The sequence below is a fragment of the Synechococcus sp. RC10A2 genome (genome assembly GCF_047502605.1).
In genome coordinates this window covers 88,040-106,620 of record NZ_JANSHP010000006.1, presented here as the reverse complement: position 1 = coordinate 106,620, position 18,581 = coordinate 88,040, and the positions used below count along the sequence as shown (strand labels likewise).

Annotated in this window: 15 protein-coding genes and 1 tRNA gene; 4 read left to right on the top strand and 12 right to left on the bottom strand. The window is 60.9% G+C overall.

Annotation, left to right across the window (positions count from 1 at the left end):
* Positions 1 to 198: 198 nt before the first annotated feature.
* From NW848_RS00835 to tgt, 3 genes are all read right to left on the bottom strand, one after another.
* Complete coding sequence (locus NW848_RS00835) at positions 199 to 657, bottom strand: hypothetical protein (protein WP_240527776.1); 459 nt, start codon at positions 655 to 657, stop codon at positions 199 to 201.
* 3 nt (positions 658 to 660) lie between these two features.
* Positions 661 to 810: a hypothetical protein gene (locus tag NW848_RS00830; protein WP_240527777.1), complete on the bottom strand. Its 150-nt coding sequence runs from the start codon at positions 808 to 810 to the stop codon at positions 661 to 663.
* A 101-nt stretch (positions 811 to 911) separates the two neighbouring features.
* Positions 912 to 2,015, bottom strand: a complete 1,104-nt coding sequence (gene tgt / locus NW848_RS00825; protein ID WP_414508300.1) for a tRNA guanosine(34) transglycosylase Tgt — start codon at positions 2,013 to 2,015, stop codon at positions 912 to 914.
* Between the two features lie 121 nt (positions 2,016 to 2,136).
* Here tgt and NW848_RS00820 point away from each other — a divergent pair.
* Together NW848_RS00820 and NW848_RS00815 are read left to right on the top strand one after the other, a co-directional pair.
* A tRNA-Leu gene (locus NW848_RS00820) sits at positions 2,137 to 2,219 on the top strand.
* A gap of 850 nt (positions 2,220 to 3,069) precedes the next feature.
* Positions 3,070 to 7,650, top strand: a complete 4,581-nt coding sequence (locus NW848_RS00815; RefSeq protein ID WP_414508299.1) for a GAF domain-containing protein — start codon at positions 3,070 to 3,072, stop codon at positions 7,648 to 7,650.
* A 71-nt stretch (positions 7,651 to 7,721) separates the two neighbouring features.
* Here NW848_RS00815 and NW848_RS00810 read toward each other — a convergent pair whose 3' ends face one another.
* The 8 genes from NW848_RS00810 to recJ all read right to left on the bottom strand — a co-directional run bounded on the left by NW848_RS00810 (position 7,722) and on the right by recJ (position 16,026).
* Positions 7,722 to 7,865, bottom strand: coding sequence for a high light inducible protein (locus NW848_RS00810; protein WP_414346668.1), 144 nt, complete (start codon positions 7,863 to 7,865; stop codon positions 7,722 to 7,724).
* Positions 7,866 to 7,965: 100 nt separating this feature from the next.
* Positions 7,966 to 9,036 (bottom strand): spermidine/putrescine ABC transporter substrate-binding protein, encoded by a 1,071-nt coding sequence (locus tag NW848_RS00805; RefSeq protein WP_414508298.1) that lies wholly within the window; start codon positions 9,034 to 9,036, stop codon positions 7,966 to 7,968.
* Between the two features lie 91 nt (positions 9,037 to 9,127).
* Positions 9,128 to 10,090: a CHAD domain-containing protein gene (locus tag NW848_RS00800; protein ID WP_414402439.1), complete on the bottom strand. Its 963-nt coding sequence runs from the start codon at positions 10,088 to 10,090 to the stop codon at positions 9,128 to 9,130.
* 200 nt (positions 10,091 to 10,290) lie between these two features.
* Positions 10,291 to 10,902, bottom strand: a complete 612-nt coding sequence (tmk, locus tag NW848_RS00795; RefSeq protein ID WP_414402438.1) for a dTMP kinase — start codon at positions 10,900 to 10,902, stop codon at positions 10,291 to 10,293.
* A gap of 15 nt (positions 10,903 to 10,917) precedes the next feature.
* A complete protein-coding gene (locus NW848_RS00790; RefSeq protein WP_099812685.1) occupies positions 10,918 to 12,039 on the bottom strand; it encodes a hypothetical protein in 1,122 nt (373 codons plus the stop codon).
* 192 nt (positions 12,040 to 12,231) lie between these two features.
* Complete coding sequence (rdgB, locus tag NW848_RS00785) at positions 12,232 to 12,825, bottom strand: RdgB/HAM1 family non-canonical purine NTP pyrophosphatase (RefSeq protein ID WP_011431600.1); 594 nt, start codon at positions 12,823 to 12,825, stop codon at positions 12,232 to 12,234.
* A gap of 50 nt (positions 12,826 to 12,875) precedes the next feature.
* The gene (locus NW848_RS00780; RefSeq protein WP_011431599.1) at positions 12,876 to 13,541 is read right to left on the bottom strand and encodes a metallophosphoesterase family protein; all 666 of its coding nucleotides are present in this window, start codon (positions 13,539 to 13,541) and stop codon (positions 12,876 to 12,878) included.
* 22 nt (positions 13,542 to 13,563) lie between these two features.
* On the bottom strand, positions 13,564 to 16,026 hold the full coding sequence (gene recJ, locus NW848_RS00775) for a single-stranded-DNA-specific exonuclease RecJ (protein WP_240527781.1): 2,463 nt from the start codon (positions 16,024 to 16,026) through the stop codon (positions 13,564 to 13,566).
* A gap of 97 nt (positions 16,027 to 16,123) precedes the next feature.
* Between recJ and NW848_RS00770 the strand changes: the two genes are divergently transcribed.
* Positions 16,124 to 16,540: a hypothetical protein gene (locus NW848_RS00770; protein ID WP_011431597.1), complete on the top strand. Its 417-nt coding sequence runs from the start codon at positions 16,124 to 16,126 to the stop codon at positions 16,538 to 16,540.
* A 195-nt stretch (positions 16,541 to 16,735) separates the two neighbouring features.
* Positions 16,736 to 17,809 carry a sporulation protein gene (locus NW848_RS00765; protein WP_187147160.1) on the top strand — a complete coding sequence of 358 codons (1,074 nt, stop codon included), beginning with the start codon at positions 16,736 to 16,738 and terminating at the stop codon, positions 17,807 to 17,809.
* Between the two features lie 74 nt (positions 17,810 to 17,883).
* Here the strand turns inward: NW848_RS00765 and NW848_RS00760 are convergent, their stop codons facing one another.
* Positions 17,884 to 18,579 carry an HNH endonuclease gene (locus NW848_RS00760; RefSeq protein ID WP_099884437.1) on the bottom strand — a complete coding sequence of 232 codons (696 nt, stop codon included), beginning with the start codon at positions 18,577 to 18,579 and terminating at the stop codon, positions 17,884 to 17,886.
* Between the last annotated feature and the right edge of the window lie 2 nt (positions 18,580 to 18,581).

Sequence of the window (18,581 nt, the reverse complement as noted above, 5' to 3'; positions counted from 1 at the left end):
AAGTTGGTTTGCTAAGTGCTGCTATTGTACCCCTTGAGCCCTTAACAGGCTGTAGTGGTGGCAGTGGAAAATCACCGGCTCGCCAAAGAGAGAAATGAGCTTGCGCTCGCGGTCAAGGCGTAGATGCTCCAACATAGGTGGCTTGAGCTCGAGGCGATAGGAAGGGGCAACAGTTGACGACTTCTACAACCTTAGCCTTTAGCTAGGCAAGGCAATAGGCAAGCGCTCTACCCCCAATACCTCAGATACCGCTTTGTGGAGAATGCGGAGCTCCTGGGGGTTTAGGGTGCCTTTTTCTAGGCGGATGCGGTCAATGCCCGTTTTTAGGGACAAGCGCAGCATGACAAAGTTGGGATCCGGAGCGTAGCGCTTGGCGTAGCTAATCAAAGCCTGAGCAGTGGATAGGGTGCCGTCTTGAACAGGAGGCAGCAGCGGTTTGCCGTCGATGAGGATAGCTTTGATCCGCTCTGAAATTGCTTTGAGGTCGGTGATGGAGCGGGTCAAAAACAAAACAAAGTAGGGACTTTTGGGGAAAGACTTCAGGATCACCCGCACATGAGATGAGCCCGTTGTGAGGTAATCCGTCTCCTCCTCAGGGCTGACCGTTTGGCAAAGGCGGTTGTTGGCTTGGAGCAAATCGCTGGCGTAGGTGCCCAAAAGTTACAGCGCCTGTTCTTCCTGGGCATCGCGGGCGTAAGTTACTTTGGCTACCGTTTTGCCATCCGTGACCCGCCCTACCAAGACGGCGATGAGGCCAGGGAGCCCAGGAATATGCTGCTCAATTACACTTTGCAGGGTGCGAATAGCCATGCTCCTCTCCGAGGTTAAGACTAGGTTCTTCGCTCATTGTAGCGATTAGGAAGCCTAACCCACGAACATTTACTGATATTGACGAAGCTTTCCGAGGAGGCTCAGCCCTCGCGCCACGGATCCCAGTTCTCATGAAATTTGCCTTCCAGGATGGCCTGGCGCATCTTTTGGGTGTAGCGCATCAGCTCCGTGATGTTGTGGATGGAAAGCAAGGTGTAGCCCAGGATCTCTTGGGCGCGGATGAGGTGGCATAAATAGGCGCGGCTGAAGTGGCGGCAGGTGTAGCAGGGGCAGTCGGGATCGATGGGATCCAGGCTGCGGCGGTGTTCGGCGTTCTTGATGTTCCAGCGTTGGCCGCGGCTGATCACGGTGCCGTGGCGGGCATAGCGCGTGGGAATGACGCAGTCAAACAAGTCCACGCCGGCAGCCACTGCCGCCCGCATCTCGGCATAGGTGCCTACCCCCATAAGATAACGGGGGCGATCCGCCGGCAACAGAGGAGCTGTTTGTCGTACCACCGCGTGCATCAGCTCCACCGGCTCTCCCACGCTGACGCCGCCGATGGCATAGCCGGGCAGATCCAGCCGGCAGACTTCTTCTGCTGCCTGCCGACGCAGCTCCGGGTAAACCCCGCCCTGGACAATGCCAAACAAAGCCTGGTCTGAGCGGCGGTGGGCCTCCACGCAGCGCTTCAGCCATTGAGTAGTCCGCCGCACCGCTGCCGCCACCGCCTCAGGGCTAGCAGGATAGGGCGGGCACTCGTCAAAGGCCATGATGATGTCTGCCCCCAGGGCATTTTGGATCTGGATAGACAGCTCCGGGGTGAAACGGATGAGACGGCCATCGCGGGGCGAGCGAAACGTTACCCCTTCCTCGTCGATTTGGCGGATGGCGCTGAGGCTGAAGACCTGAAAGCCGCCCGAATCCGTGAGGATGGGGCCCGGCCAGCCCATAAAGTGGTGTAGCCCCCCTGCTTCTTGGATGATGCTCTCGCCGGGCTGCAGGTGGAGGTGGTAGGTGTTGCAGAGAAGGATGGGGGCACCGGTTTCCTTGAGCTGAGCCGGGGTGAGGGTCTTCACGTTGGCCAGAGTTCCCACCGGCATGAAGCAAGGGGTGGGAATTTCGCCGTGGGGGGTGATGAAATATCCCGCCCGCGCCTGCGTGTTGGGGCAGGTGCCCTCGCAAACAAAAGTAAAAGCCGCCAAAGTTAGCGCTCTGGATCCATTGCGTGCGCAGCCGAGCTTAGCATAAGAGTAGGATCCCTTTGCAGAACCTGCCTCTGCCCTTGACAGGGATCCCTTTTCTTGGGCAGACTTATAGATCGCTGCGGAACTGGCGGAATGGTAGACGCGCTAGATTCAGGTTCTAGTGGCAGCAATGCCATCGGGGTTCAAGTCCCCGGTTCCGCATCTAAGTACAGCTAAGATCTCTGGCTTCACCTCTACTTCCTCTTACAGAGTCAGCTTCTTTTCAATTTGAGCCAGCTTAATACGGGCAAGGGCCAGGTTTCCTTTCTCTCGATCCAGGGCCAGATAGAAAAACAAGCCAGGTATATCCCTGAGTAGATACATCAGGTGGTACTGAGTCTCCAGAATGATAAGTATCTCTTCCAGTGAATCCAAGGGACTCCGCAACTCGCATCTTAGCGCGGATCACCTCTGTGTTTCCGGCAACAGCCAGCTCTAGATTAGCTTCGGGAAAGGCAGGGCTGTTGGTACCCTTGTATCCCAGGCACATCCCGGTTTTCCAATCCCCCAGTGCTACCCCCAAGGCACCATCAATGCTCAAGGCCTCTACCAGGCTATCTTGGAGCTTTTGCATAGCTAAAGCTATTCTCCTTTTGCCGAGCTTGTGGTATCATGCTAGGCCCTTTGTTAAAAAGTTTCAACCTGAAGTTCCCATACGAACGATAGGAAATAGCCTGGTCATCTTAACTAACACCATAGATTGGAGTTTATTGTATCAATCTTCCCTGGCTTTGACACCAGTACGAATGTCGAGACTGAGATCCGACCAGCTTTTTTCTCTTCTGCCTACAGCGGATCTGGATAGGTCAGGTCTGGGCCTGTAATTTTGCCTCGTCTGACGGAGCTGCTGAGCAGGGCGAGAATGCAGACAGCTCATCCAGCAGGAAGTGGGCTTGGGGATCGGATCCCTGTAGCTTCCGGTAGAGAGGCTTGGAGGTTATGCTGGGGTTACCTCTTTTACCTTGAGACTATCGACCTCCGAGATCGGTGGATCGGGATCCCTTCCTGGCCTATGCCCAAAGCCCCCCTCCCTCCCAACGAAAAAGAGCGGCTGGCTGCCCTGCGGCAGTATCAGATTCTCGATACGGCACCTGAAACTGCCTTTGACGAGATCGTCCGCCTTGCCGCCTACATCTGCGGCACGCCCATTGCTCTGGTCAGCCTTATCGACGAACACCGCCAGTGGTTTAAAGCCAAATTCGGCGTCGATGTGCAGGAGACTCCCCGGGATGTGGCCTTCTGCGCCCACGCCATCTTGTCTCCCCAAGAGCCGCTGGTGGTGCCGGATGCCACTCAGGATCCGCGCTTTGCCGACAACCCGCTTGTTACCCAAGAGCCCCACATCCGCTTCTATGCTGGCATCCCTCTGGTAACTCCAGAAGGGCAAGCCTTAGGCACGCTTTGCGTTATCGATTATCAGCCTCGGCAGCTTAGCCCGGAGCAATTGGAGCAGCTCAAGGCTCTGGCCCATCAGGTAGTAGCTCAGTTGGAGCTGCGCCGTAGCTTGAGGGAACTGGCTCAGACGCCTCTGCTGCCTAAGTCGGGGGATACTAAACCTGCCCGCAAAAACCGCTTTCTCCTCAAGGTGACGGCCGGTTTTGGCCTAGCTGCCTTGCTTCTGGGCGGGATCACCTACTCAGCTCAGCGGAATGCCTCTCAACTGCCGCAACTGACAAGCCGAGTGGCCCACACTCTGAAAGCAATCCAAAGCTTGGAGGGATTGTTGGCGGAAACCGGAGCCGCCGAGGCCGGTCAATATGGTTATCTTCTGACCAATAATCCTCGCTATCTCAGTGAGTACCAAGCCAGCCTTGAAGCCACCTCCACCCATCTGCGCTTGTTGAAAGAGCTCACTGCTGACAACCCCCTGCAGCAAGAGCGCCTGGAGCGCCTAGAGCTGCTGCTGGAGCAACGGCTGAGGGTTTTCCAGGATTTGATCCGGCTGAGGGAGCAAGAGGGGCTACCTGCCGTTCAGGAAGCTCTAGAAAGCAGCGAAGGGCCAAGGTTAACGGAGCAAATTGTCGAGTTGATTCGGGTGCTGCAGCAGGAGGAGAATCGCCTTCTGGAGCAACGCAATCAGGAACTGCAGTTAACCTGGGTGAGAACCAATCTTGTTGCCCTGGGGGGGCTGATTTTCACTTACCTGGTTCTGAGCGCCGTTTACTTCCTCATCCGCCGGGAGACTGCCGAGCGAGAAGAGGCAGAACGATCCCTCAAGCAAGAGCGAGATTTTACCAACGCGGTTATCGATACGGCAGGGGCGCTGGTGGTGGTCATGGATCCGGAAGGGCGCATCCTGCGCTTTAACCGCGCTGCTGAGCAGCTCTCTGGCTACTCGCTGGCAGAAGTTAAGAACCGGCTGCTGTGGGATTTGGGTTTGATCCCGCCGGAAGATGTGCCTGGTGTGAAGCAAGCTTTTGAACAGCTCAGGGGCAATCCCTCCCTATTCTTGAACCGCCATGAAAACTTCTGGCGCACCAAGCAGGGGGCCTTGCGGCTGATTGCTTGGACCAACACTGCCCTGGTCAGCGCCGATGGCAAGGTGGAGTTTGTCATAGGCACCGGTCTCGACATCACCGACCGCAAGCTGGCGGAGCTGGCCCTCAAAGAAAGCGAAGAGCGCTACCGGGATCTCTTTGAAAATGCTAGCGACCTCATCCAAAGCGTGGATGCCGAAGGGCGCTTTTTGTATGTCAACCGCGCCTGGAAAGAAACCCTGGGCTACGACGAAACTCAAATCCAGCAAATGAGGGTTTTCGACATCATCCACCCCGACTATCGGCAACACTGCCAGATGCTTTTTCAAAAGCTCATGGCAGGAGAGCTATTGGAAAACGTCGAGACGGCCTTTGTAACTGCTAACGGGGAAACGGTCTGGGTGGAGGGCAATGTCAACTGCCGCTTTGAAGATGGGGTGATGGTCTCCACGCGGGGCATCTTCCGCAACATCACCGAGCGCAAAAAAGCTGCCGAAGAGCTGGAGCGCCAGAGCCGGCGGGCTCAACTCCTGGCCGATCTTAGCTTAAAGATCCGCCAATCTTTGGATATTGCCGAGATCCTGGAAACGGCAGTGACGGAGATCCAAGCCCTGCTCAAAGCCGACCGAGTCTTGGTCTACCGCTTCCAGCCGGATGGCTCCGGGATCATCTCCAACGAGAAAACTCAGCCGGGGATCCCCTCCTTGATGGGAGAGGTGATCGAGGATCCCTGTTTTCAGGAAAAGTACGCCCAGCTCTACAGCCAGGGCCGGGTTTGCGCCGTCAGCAACGTGGAGACCGAAGGGCTGGAGCCCTGTTACCTGGAGCTGCTGCGAAAAATGCAGGTCAAGGCCAACCTGGTGGTGCCCCTATTGATGGAGCAGCGGCTGTGGGGGCTGTTGCTGGCTCACCAGTGCTCGGCACCCCGCCAGTGGCAGCCGTTTGAGATTGAGCTGCTATCGCAACTGGCCAACCAAATCGGCATTGCCCTCACCCAAGCAGCCCTTTTGGAGCGGGAGAGAAAGCGCAGCCTCGAGCTGGAACAAGCCCGCAAAGCGGCAGAGCAAGCTGCCCAGGCCAAAAGCGGCTTCTTGGCCACCATGAGCCACGAGATCCGCACCCCCATGAACGCGGTGTTGGGGATGACGGGCCTGCTGCTGGAGACCCCCCTCAATGCAGAACAGCGGGACTTTGTAGAGACCATCCGCGTCAGCGGCGATGCGCTGCTCACCCTCATCAACGACATCCTGGACTTCTCCAAATTGGAGGCCGGGGAAATGGAGCTGGAGATCCTGGATTTCGATCTCCGCTCGTGTCTGGAAGAGGTGGCGGATCTGTTTGCCCCCACTGCCCATGCCAAGGGCCTGGAGCTGGCGGTGCTCGTGCCGCCGGAAGTGCCCCACTATCTGCGGGGGGATGCGTCGCGGCTGCGCCAAATCCTCAACAATTTGGTCAGCAACGCCATCAAGTTCACCCACCAAGGGGAGGTGGTCATCCAGGCCGAGCTGCTGCAAAAAACAGCCACCCACGTCCAACTGCGGCTCTCGGTCAGGGATACAGGGATCGGGATCCCCAAGGATGCTCAAACCAAGCTATTTCAGCCCTTTACCCAGGTGGATGCTTCCACCACCCGCAAATACGGGGGCACAGGGCTGGGCCTGGCCATTTGCAAGCAACTGACAGAGCTGATGGGAGGTCGGATCTTCCTGGAGAGCGAGGAGGGCCGCGGCAGCACCTTCAGCCTCGAACTCACCCTGGAAAGACAGCCCTACGCCCGACAGATCTCCCAGCAGCCCGCCCGCATCCCTGTCGATCTCCAGGGCAAGCGGCTGTTGGTAGTCGATGACAACGCCACCAACCGCAAGATTGTCCGCTACCAGGCCACCGCTTGGGGCATGGTGGTGGAAGAGGCCGAGAACGCCTATCAAGCTCTGGACAAGCTGCGCCAGGCTGCGCGGGAAGGGATCCCTTTCCCCTTGGCGGTTTTGGACATGCAGATGCCGGAGGTGGATGGGGAGACCCTGGGCCGCTGGATCAAGGCGGATCCGGAACTGTCCCAGACGCAACTGGTGATGATGACTTCACTGGGACTGGGGGAGCACTCCCGCCGCGCTGCCGAAATCGGCTTTGCCGCCTACTTGGTTAAGCCGGTAAAACAAAGCCGTCTGCAGGAAGCGCTGGTCATGGCGCTGGGCAAATCCTCCGGCCTGGCCACTTCGCTGCTATCCATGAGCACTGCCGCTTCTCAAAGTGCGCCCTCACCCAGCCGTCCCCAGCAATCCCTGCGCATCCTGCTAGCAGAAGACAACCCCGTCAACCAGAAGGTGGCCCTGCGCCAGCTCCAGAGCTTGGGCTACTTGGCGGATGTGGTGGCCAACGGCCAAGAAGTGTTGGATCTGCTGGAGCAAGTCAAGTACGACCTCGTTTTCATGGATTGCCAAATGCCAGTAATGGATGGCTACGAGGCCACGCGCCGTCTGCGCCAGCGGGAGCAGGGATCTGGCCACCACACCGTGGTGATTGCCATCACGGCCAACGCTATGCACGAGGATCGGGAGCGCTGCCTGCAAGCAGGGATGGACGACTATCTCAGTAAGCCGGTGCTAAAGGAGGATTTGGAGAGAGTGATCAACTACTGGAGCCGCAAGATCGCCTCCTCCGCACTAGGAGCAGCCAATGGGCCTACCTCCGAGGTGGCTTCGCCCGCTCCGCCTTCTCCTAAGGGTGCCAGCGGCAACTCTGATCCCACGCTGCCCTATCCCATCGACTCGGCTTGCTTGGAGCGGGTTACGGGCGGCGACAGCCAGTTTCAGCGGGAGCTGCTGCAGGTGTTCGTCCAGGATTGCCAGAACCAGTTGCCGCGGCTGCGCCAAGCCGTTGCAGCGGGTAATGCTGAAGACTTGAGGAAAATTGCCCACCGCCTCAAGGGAGCCAGCGCTAACGTGGGGGCCCATGCCTTTTCTCAAGCAGCCCGCGAGCTCGAGCACCTGGGGGTGCAACTGGCCCAGCAGGGATCCCTGGACAGTGCTGCACCAGAATGGGCCAGGGCTTCCCAGGGCCTAGAGGAGCTGGAGCGCATCCTAGCCGACATTTGCCAGTACTTGCAGAATTTGTAGGGGGTAGAGCCTCAGCAAAGCAAAAGCTCGGCTGCCAGCCGAGCAGAAAGGGTCTGTGCCAGGGCTTGGGATTACATCAGGCCGATTTGAGAGAGGATCCCTTGGCCCGTGAGCAGCTCGGTCAAAACGCCGATTACAAAGCCCAGCATCGCCAGCCGGCCATTCCATTTTTCGGCAAAGGGCGTAAAGCCAAACTTAGCTTCTTGGTTTTCCATGGCTGCAACTCCATCAGTAGGTGACATTCCCAATGTGGCTCAGATATTAAAAAGTGTCAAGTTTTGTGTCGAGAGCTAACAAGCCGCAGGCAGTGGATCCCTAGCTGCTTTTGACGGCAGTCCAGACAGCGTCAACCAGACGTAGCTGCTCCTGCGACAGCACTTTGAGGTACTTTAGCCTGGCAAAGGTCGCCTCATCGGGGTATATGGCTGGGTTTTGGCGATCCCGGGGGTTGATCCTGGGCAGGGCAGCAGCGTTGGGGGTAGCAAAGCGGTTGTAGTTGCTCAGTTGAGCGCCAATTTCCGGCTCCAGAATGAAGTTGATGAAGCGGTTGGCCAGCTCTGGGTTAGGAGCTTTGGCAGGGATGGCCATCACGTCAAGCCAAATGTGGGCGCCCTCGCGGGGGACAAAGTAGCCAATGTTGGGATTTTCTTCGGCAGCTTGCAGGGCATCACCGCTGTAGACAACCGCCACGTTGGCTGTCCCGGAGACCAGTTGATTTTTGCCGCCCACCCCGCCAATGAGACCGGCGCTGCGGCGTTTGGCTTGAATCAACAGCTCCTGAATCTGCTGCAGCTCTGCGGGAACGGTAGTACTGGGGTCAAAGCCCAGGTAGAAGGCGGCAGCCGCAAGCATAGAGCGCATCTCGTCGATCATCACAAAGGGGCCGTACTGCTGCTTAGGATCAAAGATCAGCCCCCAGGAACGCTCAAAGTTTTCCGGCAGGCGGTCTTTGCGGTAGCCAATGCCGGTGGTGCCCCACTGGTAGGGAACGGTGTAGGTGTTTTCTGGGTCAAAGGGCAAGCCGACAAACTTCTCGTCCAGGTTGCGGAGATTGGGAATGAGGTTTTTGTTGAGAGGCTGCAGCAGGCCCAGCTCCACCATGTTGGGCACAACGTAGTCGGTGGGCACGACAATGTCGTACTGGCTGACGCCGCCCCCCCGCAGCTTGGCAATCATGTCCTCGTTGGACTCGTACACACTCACCACTACGCGGCTGTTAGTGGCTTTCTCAAAGGCCGTGAGAATGGCTGGGTCAATGTATTCCGACCAGATGTAGAGTTGGAGGGTTTGTTTTCGGGCAGCAGTTCCTAAGCGCCAAAAGAAAAGCAGGGCCAGTAGACAGCAGAGCAAAGCAACGGCCGTGGCAATTCTCTTTTTCATGGGCATTTTCAAACCTAGTGGAGCTGGACGTCGCCCTTACACCTAGCCATGGATCTGGAGCGATCCTGTCCGGCCAACTGCGGTTCAAACCCCTGCTCTAGCCTACCACCTGGACTTCCCCGTTGCTGCTCTCCCCAGCCAAGAAGAGCAACTGATATAGCCGCTGCTGCTCGGCAGGGTTACAGTAACGCTGTTGCTGCGCGGGCCAATCTTGGAGAGCCAGCTTCTGTTGTTCCTGCAGCCAGTTCTGCAAGCTTGAGTCGACAGGTAGCTGGGCCTGGAGAACTTGCAAGTCGTTAAAGCGGCCCAACTGTTCCTGCAGACGCTTGAGGGCCTTCACCCAGCTTTGGAGGGTCTCTCCGTAGAAAGGTGCAAAAAACTCTAGCTGGTAGCGCAGGCGTTTGGTGGCTTTGCGCAGGTCATGCAGTTGTTCAGCCTGAGCTTCGGTTTCGGGGAAGGCCGGGATCCGCCAACCCGGCTGCAGGAACCACGCCGCCACTAGCGGCGCCAAAAGATGGGGCAAGCTCTCCTGCACAGGAAGCTGGGCCGCAGGCCGGTAGCGAGGAGAAACCAGCCACTCTTCGCAAGCAGCCTGGAACTTCAGGAAGTCCTCCTCTGCCAGAATGCGGCGGGAGTGTTTCTCGGCTTGAGCTTGGCGCCGCTGCAGCTTTTCCTTCAGCTCCTCTAGCTCCGCCTGCTGGTCTGCCGGGATCCCTTGCCAACAGGGCTCGTGGAGGATTTCTAGCAACACGTCCAGATCCCGCTGCTGGCCTAGCGTCTTGATCAACTTTCGCAAACGTTTGGGCCTGAGCGGCTTGGGCAGGCGCAGGGATCCCTGAAACACCTCCACCCAGGTGCCGATGCGGCGCAGGCCCACCCGGATCTGATGGAGGGACTCTGCTGCCTCCGGGTGTTGGTTGAGAACCCGCCCCACGTGCTTCTGCAGCCGCTGCCATTGCTGGCTCAACAGTTGGTGGGCCAAAGCGGCCACGCTGGGCGAAGGGGAAGACGCAAGCAAGATCGAGCGCTCGCTTTTCTGCTCAGCAGCAATGGCATTCACGGCAAATCTCCTCTACCTCTCAAACCTGGGACTGAAAAAGGCAAAAGGCTTTCCCTGCATAGCCTACTTAACTTAGCCTGAGGTCACCCGCGCTCTCTTCTTTTTTAACCTACTCTTAACCTCAGAGGGATCCGAGCAAGGTATGGACAGGGAAACGGTTGAGAAATAGACCCTTGCGCTCCGCCCCACCGCCATTCGGGTTAGCAGGACAGAGCCTTTGGTAGGTGGGGCCTGATCGCTGCCCAGATGCGTGTGGCCACCTCCGCCGGGGATCCCTCGCCGGGAATGCGGACAATCCGCTGCGGCTCTGCGGCGGCTAGAGCTTGAAATCCGCGGTAAACCCGGCGGTGGAACTCCAGGTGCTCCTGTTCGAGCTTGTCGCCAAGACGGGAGCGCGCCAGCCCCACTTCGGGAGCAAGATCCAGCCACAGGGTAAGCTGCGGCTGCAGCCCGCCGGTGGCCAAGTGGTTGAGCTGGCGGATCTGCTCCAAGTTCAGGCCTCGACCGTAGCCCTGGTAGGCCAAGGTGGAATCGGTGAAGCGATCACAGATCACCACTTGTCCCACCGCGAGAGCCGGCGCGATGACCTTGTTCACGTGTTCAGCCCGATCCGCAGCGTACAGGAGCAGCTCGGCCAGCGGCGTCAAGGGATCCCCGTGCAACAGCAGCTCCCGCAGCGCTTCGCCCAGCGCCGTCCCTCCCGGCTCGCGGGTAGACACGCAGGCGTAGCCTTCTCGTTGCAGCCGCTCGGCCAAGAGGGCTTGCTGGGTGGTTTTGCCCACCCCCTCCCCGCCTTCTAGAGTAATGAACACGGCGCCGTCAGGGGGCTAGCGCAGGTTAAGCTGCGGTTGCAAATCAAAGGAGTGGCCCGGCACCATCACGTACACGTCGGGGATGTTGGTGGGCTCCAGGTTTTGCAGGGCCAGCCCCTCCACGTTGGAGCGGAGCGCGTTGTTGACGGCGGTTTCCAGTTGGGACAAAACCTGGGCCTCATTACCCTGAGTGGCTAAGCTGGGAAACTGGTTGTAGACGGCGCGGGCCAAGCTGCTGGCCAAGGGGATCTGGATCAGGGTGAGGTTGGATCCGCCCAGTTGCGGGCCCAAGGTGTTTGCCCGCCCGCGGATGCCCAAAGCTTGGAGGGCATTGGCCGTTTGGCTGACAGGGATGGTGCAGGTGTCCATCTTGTAAATGGGCACCGAAGCCATGGTGAGGGCAGAGACGCTGGTCAGTTGCACCACGGTAAAGGAAGCCGTGCCGTTGTAGGCAAAGCAAAAATCCCGGAAGGCCGCCGGCACATTGGCAGCGCGGATGGGGCGCTCATCGTCAAAGCCGCCCGACTCGGCAAAGATGTTGCGGATGGCAAACCCGCCGAAGAAGGCCAGCAGGGCCACCACCAGCAGGATGGTCAGATCTGAGGAGGAGACTCCCCCTGAAGAGCTGCTGCTGCGTCCTCCCCCTCCATATCCCCCCCTGCCCCCGTAGCTGGGGGTGTAGCCGTAAGCTGCAGAACGGCTGGAGTCGCTCCGGTAGGAGCCGGCATAGGCGGCAGAGCGGGCGGATCCGTCGTAACCCCAGTTGCTGGAGATAGGGCGCCGGGGAACCAAGGCTTGTCCGGCACGGCTGGGCCGGGGCCGAGAGGACTCCGTCTCGGCACCCCGCGAAGATCCGGCGGCAGCTTCTCGGGCTGAGCTGGCCCTCTGTCCTCCGCGCCCAGAGAGACGAGCAGCGGACGTCTTGCCATCGTTTTGCCTCTCCTCATCCTCTAGCCAGTCTTCGGCACCTCCAGTGGAGGGAGTAGAGCCGTCCTCCGGCAAGGGGGGCGGGGAACGCCGGCCTTGGGACTCTGGGCTGTTGGGAGCTTGGCCGCGGCTTCCCTCGCCGGCAGCAGCCGTTGAGTCTGGAATACGGTTTGGATCCCGGCTTGGATCGCGCTCCTCAGAGAAGGTCATTCTTCAGGCTCCCAACGCAAAACTGGCACTCCCATCTTCCTGTACCGAGGAAACCTTTTGACAGGTAGGATCCACAGAGCTGCAGCCTTAGGGTTCAAGGGATCCCCCCCGCGGCCTCGTGAAACCTTTTCTGGCCCAGGCTGCTGCCATTGTCTCGGCCCCCCTCGTGGAGAATGCAGCCGTACCTTCAAGCTAGCCTAGACTGCGCTCCAAGATGAGGAGCTGTTCTTTCAGGGCTCTCAGGGCCTGGCCGCGGTGGCCGACCGCTTCTTTTTGCGCCGGGCTCATCTCGGCGAAGGTCAGCCCCACTTCGGGCACCCAAAAGAGGGGGTCGTAGCCAAACCCTCCCTTGCCCCGCGGCTGAGCCAGGATCTCCCCGTGGCAGATGCCCTCCACCAAGGCCCGCACCTGGCCCTGGGGATCGACAAGGGCAATGGCGCAGTGAAAGCTGGCTTGGCGGTTGGGGATCCCTTCCATCTCCCGCAGCAGCCGCTGGATGCGGGCGGCATCGTCGGGGGCATAGCGAGCGGAGTGGATCCCGGGGGCGCCGCCAAGGGCTGCCACCGCCAGGCCGGAGTCATCAGCAATGGCCCACTCCCCCAGCGATTCTGCCACGGCCTTGGCCTTGAGAAGGGCATTTTCGGCAAAGGTGCTGCCGCTCTCTTCCACAGTCAGCTCGGCAGGCAGGGGGCGCAGCTCCCAGGCAGGGGCATGGAGCTGAAAAAAGGTGCTGAACTCCCGCCATTTGCCGGAGTTGCTGCTGGCCAAGATCAAGGGGCGTGCCATAAGGGTATCTTAGGGGAAACCAGCAGACAGTGGGGGGGCTGCCCAGGGGCTCAGGGGATTTCCAGAACCATGTTGTGCAGCGCCGTGTTGATCACCAGGGTGGATCCGCACCGCTCCACCTTGCCCCCGTCCCAGTGCATGTGGCCGCAGATGTAGTAGCGCGGCTGCAGGTGATCCACCAAGGGGCGCAAGGTGGGCATGCGGCGGTGGTACCATTTTCCGCCTTCGTCCAACAGGCCCCGCGGCGGCGCGTGGCTGAGCAACAGGTCAATGGGGCGAGGAGGTTGACCGTAGAGGGTGAGCAGCTCCTGCAGATGGCTGCGGGTGAGGGTCCAGCTCCAACCACAGGGGGGAGTCCAGGGCACCGCCAGCACTTGGAGCCCCAGCCACTCAAAGCAACAGGACTGGGTAATCGCCCGCCCCCAACTGCCAGCCAGCGGCTCCAGAACAGAGGCTGCCGGATCGTGGTTGCCGGGCAAAAAGAGCCAGGGCTTGCCCAGACTGTCCACCGCCGCCAGAAAAGATTGCAACTGGGCCACCTCGGCTTGGGCTGTGGGGTGAAAGCCTTGAGTGGCTTTGCAGGAGGGCTTGCCGGCCTTGGAACAGAAATCGCCGCAGTTGATGTAAGCATCCACTTGGGGCAGATGGTCAAGGGCCTGCCGGATCAGCCGGTCGTTGCCGTGGTAGTCGGAGCCGAGGAGCAGTTTAATTCCCATAGGCTGGCGGGAAGCGAGGGGTCTATTGCGGACGAGATCCCTGCAGCAGGGCAGCCACTTGTTGCCAAGAGCTGCGGTACCAGGCCCGCTGGGCCTCCAGCTCCTCTTCCAAAGATCCTGTCGGGCCAAACTCTGGACAGGCATACCCCAGGGAGCGCAGGCCGGCCACTAACAGCGCTGGCGACAGCCACCATTGCTGGGCCAAGCGTAACAGATCCACCTGGGCTTGGTTTTGCAGGTAGTGGCGCAATTGCCGTTGTAAGGCAGCGGCGGAGGGCAGAGGCACCGCCTGGTGGTGCAGGACAATCAGCAGCGCGTCGCCGGGAGTGCAGGAGAGCAACCACTTGAGGTGATCCAAAGAGGGAGGCCAACTCCACAGCCACAGTTGGTTGTAGCGATGGCCAGCTTGGGGGCGGTCGTAGTGGAGGGTCAGGGAGGGATGCTGCTTCGGTGGCAGGACAAACGTAGGGCGCCGGAAGCCGTAGAGGAGGATCGTTCCCCGCGCCTGGGGCAGGAGGGCAGAAAATCGAGATACAGCCTGCCAACGCAGCGGTTGGGTGGGCTGGGGGGCAGGGCGGTAGATCAGCAGGGGGGAGGGTGCTGCCTGGGCGCCAGCTTTGGCATCGGAGAGGGTGGGAGCGACGGCGGCGGGCGAAAGATCGGCAGAGCTGGCTTCTGCGGCAGGCCGGATCCCAAGAATCTCCAGCTCCAGTTGGGTTTCTTCCCCCCACCTTTTGGCCTTGAGGGTGTAGGCGATGTCAATCTGCGCCGGCAGGGGATAGGCGGCGGCCCCTCGCCACCAAATGGCCCACAGGGGACGGCTGCGGGCTTTGGCTGGGGCAGCAAGTGAGGATCCTGCCCCGTCTAGGCCCCGGCTGACGGGATCCCGGAGCAGCAGCTTCAGGTGGCCGGGGGTATCCTCCCCCCTTTGGGCAGGCTGTGGGCAAAATCGCTGCTGTTGCAACACCTGCAGGTTGCGGCTGCAAAAGACCGGCTCCGGATTGCCGATGCCACAGGGCTGCAACCGCTGCAGCTCGCGGTAGAGGTCGAAGGTGAGATCCGCCAGTGCCACCTCCGCGTCGATCTGCACCAGGGGACGGATTTGTTCCGGCTGCAACCGCTGTTGGGCAAATTGCCGAAGCCGCTCTTCCAAAAGAGGCCAGTTTTCCGCCCTCAGGCTAAATCCCCCCGCCGCCGGGTGGCCGCCGTGTTTGCTGAACAAATCTTTGCAAAACTCCAACGCCTGAAACACGTCGAACTCCGGGATCCCCTGCCGCGCCGAGCCGGTAATCTCCCCCTGGGGCGACTGGCTGCCGATAAACACCGGACAGCCAAAACGCTCCGCCAGCCGCGAGGCCACCAGGCCAATTACCCCTTTGTGCCAGCGCTGCTGCGGGGATCCCAAAATCGTCAACACTCGCTCTTGCTGCAGATCCCGCCCTTGCCGGGCGATTTGCTCCAGGGCCTCCGCCTCGATGCGCCCACACATCTGCTGCCGCACCTGGTTGAGGCGTTCGCAGCGGCGGGCCAGTTTTTCTGCCTGCTGCGGATCGTCGGTGGTCAGCAACTGGATCCCCAGCTCCGGTCGGCCAATCCGCCCAATGGCGTTGATGCGCGGCCCCAGGCCAAACCCTACCCACTCTGGCCGCAGCTCCTCTGGGGATCCCGTCATTCCCATCACCGCCAAGAGGGCGCGGATCCCGGCCACCTGGGAAGTGGGCAAGAGAGCCAGCCCCTGCCGCACCCAAAGGCGGTTAACTCCCGTCAGCGGCGCCAAATCGGCAATGGTGCCCACCGTAAACAGTTCCAGCGCCACCCGTTCCAAATGTTCGTCCCCGCGGCGCTCTGCCAAGGCCTGGGCCAGGAGGTAGGCCACCCCCACCCCGGCCATCCCCCGATAGGGAGAAGAGAGGGGGAGCTGTTTGGGATTGAGGATGGCGTCGGCAGGGGGCAACTGGGGGGGCAAGTCGTGGTGATCCGTCACGATCACCGTCAAGCCCAGCTCTTTGGCCAGTTGGATGGGCGCATGGGCGGCAATGCCGTTGTCCACGGTGAGGATGAGGCGTACCCCCTCGCGGTGCAGCTCCTGCACCATGCGGTTGTTGAGGCCATAGCCCTCCCTGAGGCGGCTGGGGATGCGGTAATACACTGGAGCGCCCCGCAGCGCCCGCAGCAGCAGAGCCGTGCTGGTCATGCCGTCGGCATCGTAATCGCCGCAGATGGCAATGGGCTCTTGTCGGCGAATCGCCCCCTCCAGCAATTCCACCGCCAGCGGCAAATCGGCAAAATCTTGGCTGGGCGGGGGCAGGTGGACGGGATCCGGCTGCAAATACTGCTGCACGGCAGCAGGGCTGGAGAGGCCGCGATTGAGCAAGATCTGAGCCAAGACGGGCGAGACCCCCACCGCCTCAGCCAAGCTCTGGGCAGCCAGTGGGTTCACAGGCTGAAACAGCCAGCGTTGGTCAGGGATCCCGGCCATGGCCATCGGTCTTCAGATAGCGGGTAGCAGTGCTACAGTTGGCCTATGAGCTATCTTTTGACCCTAACCCAAAAACGCCTCTCTGCTCCTCAGTCCGCTGCCCATGTATTCTCTGCTGCTTACCTATGGCCTCAACCCCTTGGCGGGACTGAAGCTGTTGGTCAAATCTCCTGAGCAGGCCTCTCTGTGGACGTTGGCCCAACAGCTCTGGAGCCGCCCCGGATCCCGGCGACGCGGGCCGCGCCTCCAAATCTCTCTGGGCCGCCTCGTGCCCGAACAGACCGAGCGACTGTCTAAATTGGAGGTGCTGCTGCGCTTGCGGTTTTTCATCGCCATCGAAGCCGCAACGCCGGAGCAGTCTCTGCCAGCCCTCCCCTCCGGCCAGGGATCCGCCATCCAGCTTGCCCGCTACACGGAGGGCTCACAGCAGTACAAGACGGAGATCATCCGCTTTGCTCTGGGGGGATCCCCGGCCCTCCGCCGACCGAGTCGCCAGCGCTATCGTCGCCGTCGCTTCTGAAGACCGCAGGTGACAGGGGTGGTCAAACCCTCCTCGGCCAGCGGCGTGTCTATACTAGAGGTACACTAAATCTGCGCTTCTCCCGTGAACGCTGGGCTGCGTAACCGCCGCAGATGGATTGCTCGCCTGTGGCTTGCCTCAGGGGGGACGACTTGTACAGGCCTCCTTCCATGCGTCCCTTGGCTGCGACCGGCGATGGCGACGGCGCTCGTGGCCGGATCTCTGGCAGCTTTTGCCCTCGCCCTGCCTGCTGCTCTGGCGCTGACGCGTTACCAAGTTCACGTGTTGGCCGATGGGGCAGCCGAGCTGGCCAAGGTGCGCGCCCAGGTGCCGGACGCCTATTTCGTGCAAGGGGATGGACAAGTGTTCATCTTAGCGGGGACGTTCATCAACCGCAACCACGCCCAACGCCGCCAAGCGGAATTGGAACGGCTGGGGTTGCCGGTGCGGGTGGTGAGCCGCCAAGAGACGGATCCGCCCCTGCCGCCCGCTTTTCCCGCTCCCTCCCCCAGTCCTGCCCCGCCAGCGCCAACGGCTCCCCCCTTCGATCCGCAGCGGCCCTTTGCCACCCAAGTGCCCAACCCTACTGGGGATCCCCGGCTGGAAGAGCGGGTGCGCCGCTTCTTTCCAGGGGCTGCTGTGGTGCAATACCGCGGCCAGGCGGCTTTGCAGACGGGCACCTTCTCCCGCCTGTCGCTGGCGCAGGATCAGGCCCGCTGGCTGACCGCCCAGGGCCTGCCGGCGGTGGCGGTGTCGTTGGCAGGAGAGGAAGCTGTGGGGGATCCCGACTCCAACCCACCTCAGGGGGAGCGCTACTGGGTGTTGGTGGCCGATCCCAGCGGTGAAAAATGGCCTGCACTCCAACAACTGCTAGAGGGATCCCTGCCCTTGATCTACGACGACCTGCGGGTGGTGCGCACCGGCGGGTTTGCCGACCCCGCTGCTGCCGCCGAACAGGTGCGGTACTTGGCCGACCAAGGCTACGAAGCCGGGATCTTCCCCGCCGATCTGCGCCGCTCTCGACCGCTTCTGGTTCAGGATCCCACCCCCTCTGCCGCATCCCTGCGCGCAGAAGGCACGGGCGGATTTTGGGTGGTGGTATCCGCCGGGGCAGAGGCGCTGCCCAAGCTCCAGCAGTTTGCCCCTGACGCTTTTGTGCGCGGCTCAGTGATTCAGGTGGGCACCTACCGGCAACGGGCCAATGCCGAACAGGCGCGGCGTGCTCTGGCTGAAGCAGGGTTTGACGCCCGCATCCTGCCCGTCGAGTAGCGGCAGCCGGATTCAGCCCCTCTCCCTCAGGGATTCCCTCACCCCCAGCCCCTCTCCCTCAGGGAGAGGGGAGATTAGGAACCGTTTCGCGGCTGTTGGGAATAGCTCCATCGGGCTGCTTGGGCCTCGCTGCCCTTTGCACCACTGGTTGGAATCGCCAGGGATCCTTCTTCCAGTGAGATCGCCGCCAGCGTGAGGCGCAAGGTTTCCGCCTGCAATTGGGCTGGGCTGGCCAAGGGATAGGCCAACTGTTGCACCAGTTGGGGGCGATCCCCGCCGCCAAGATCTAGGCCGGGATCCAACCAATCCAACTGCCGCTCGCGGGCTTGCTTTTCCTCGACGCCGCCGAGGCCGAGCCAACGCCGAAAGCTGGGCCAAAGGTGCTGAGGCAAGGGTCGCACCCGCCCCGGCACGGCTCTGTCAAAACAAATGAGAAAATCCGCCTTCCAGCCGTTGCAGGCTGGACAAAGAGGCTGCAGGTTGGCAGCCGTGTTGGGCCCCCCACGGCTAAGGGGGATGATGTGATCCTGGACAGGGGCGGATCCCACCTCCGGCCAGGGCTTGCCACAGCAAGGGCAGCAGGGGTACCAACGCAACAGTTGCCAGAACTCGGCGGCGGCCACCTGGCCCGTCAGGTCGTAGCTGCCCCGTTTTTCCCTGGCGCGGGCAGCCTTCTGTTTCTGGCGTTCTCGGCTGGCACAGGTGGGGCAGGGATCCGGCCGAAACAGGAAACTATCTCCGCACTCTGGGCAACGATAGGGACTCGACATCT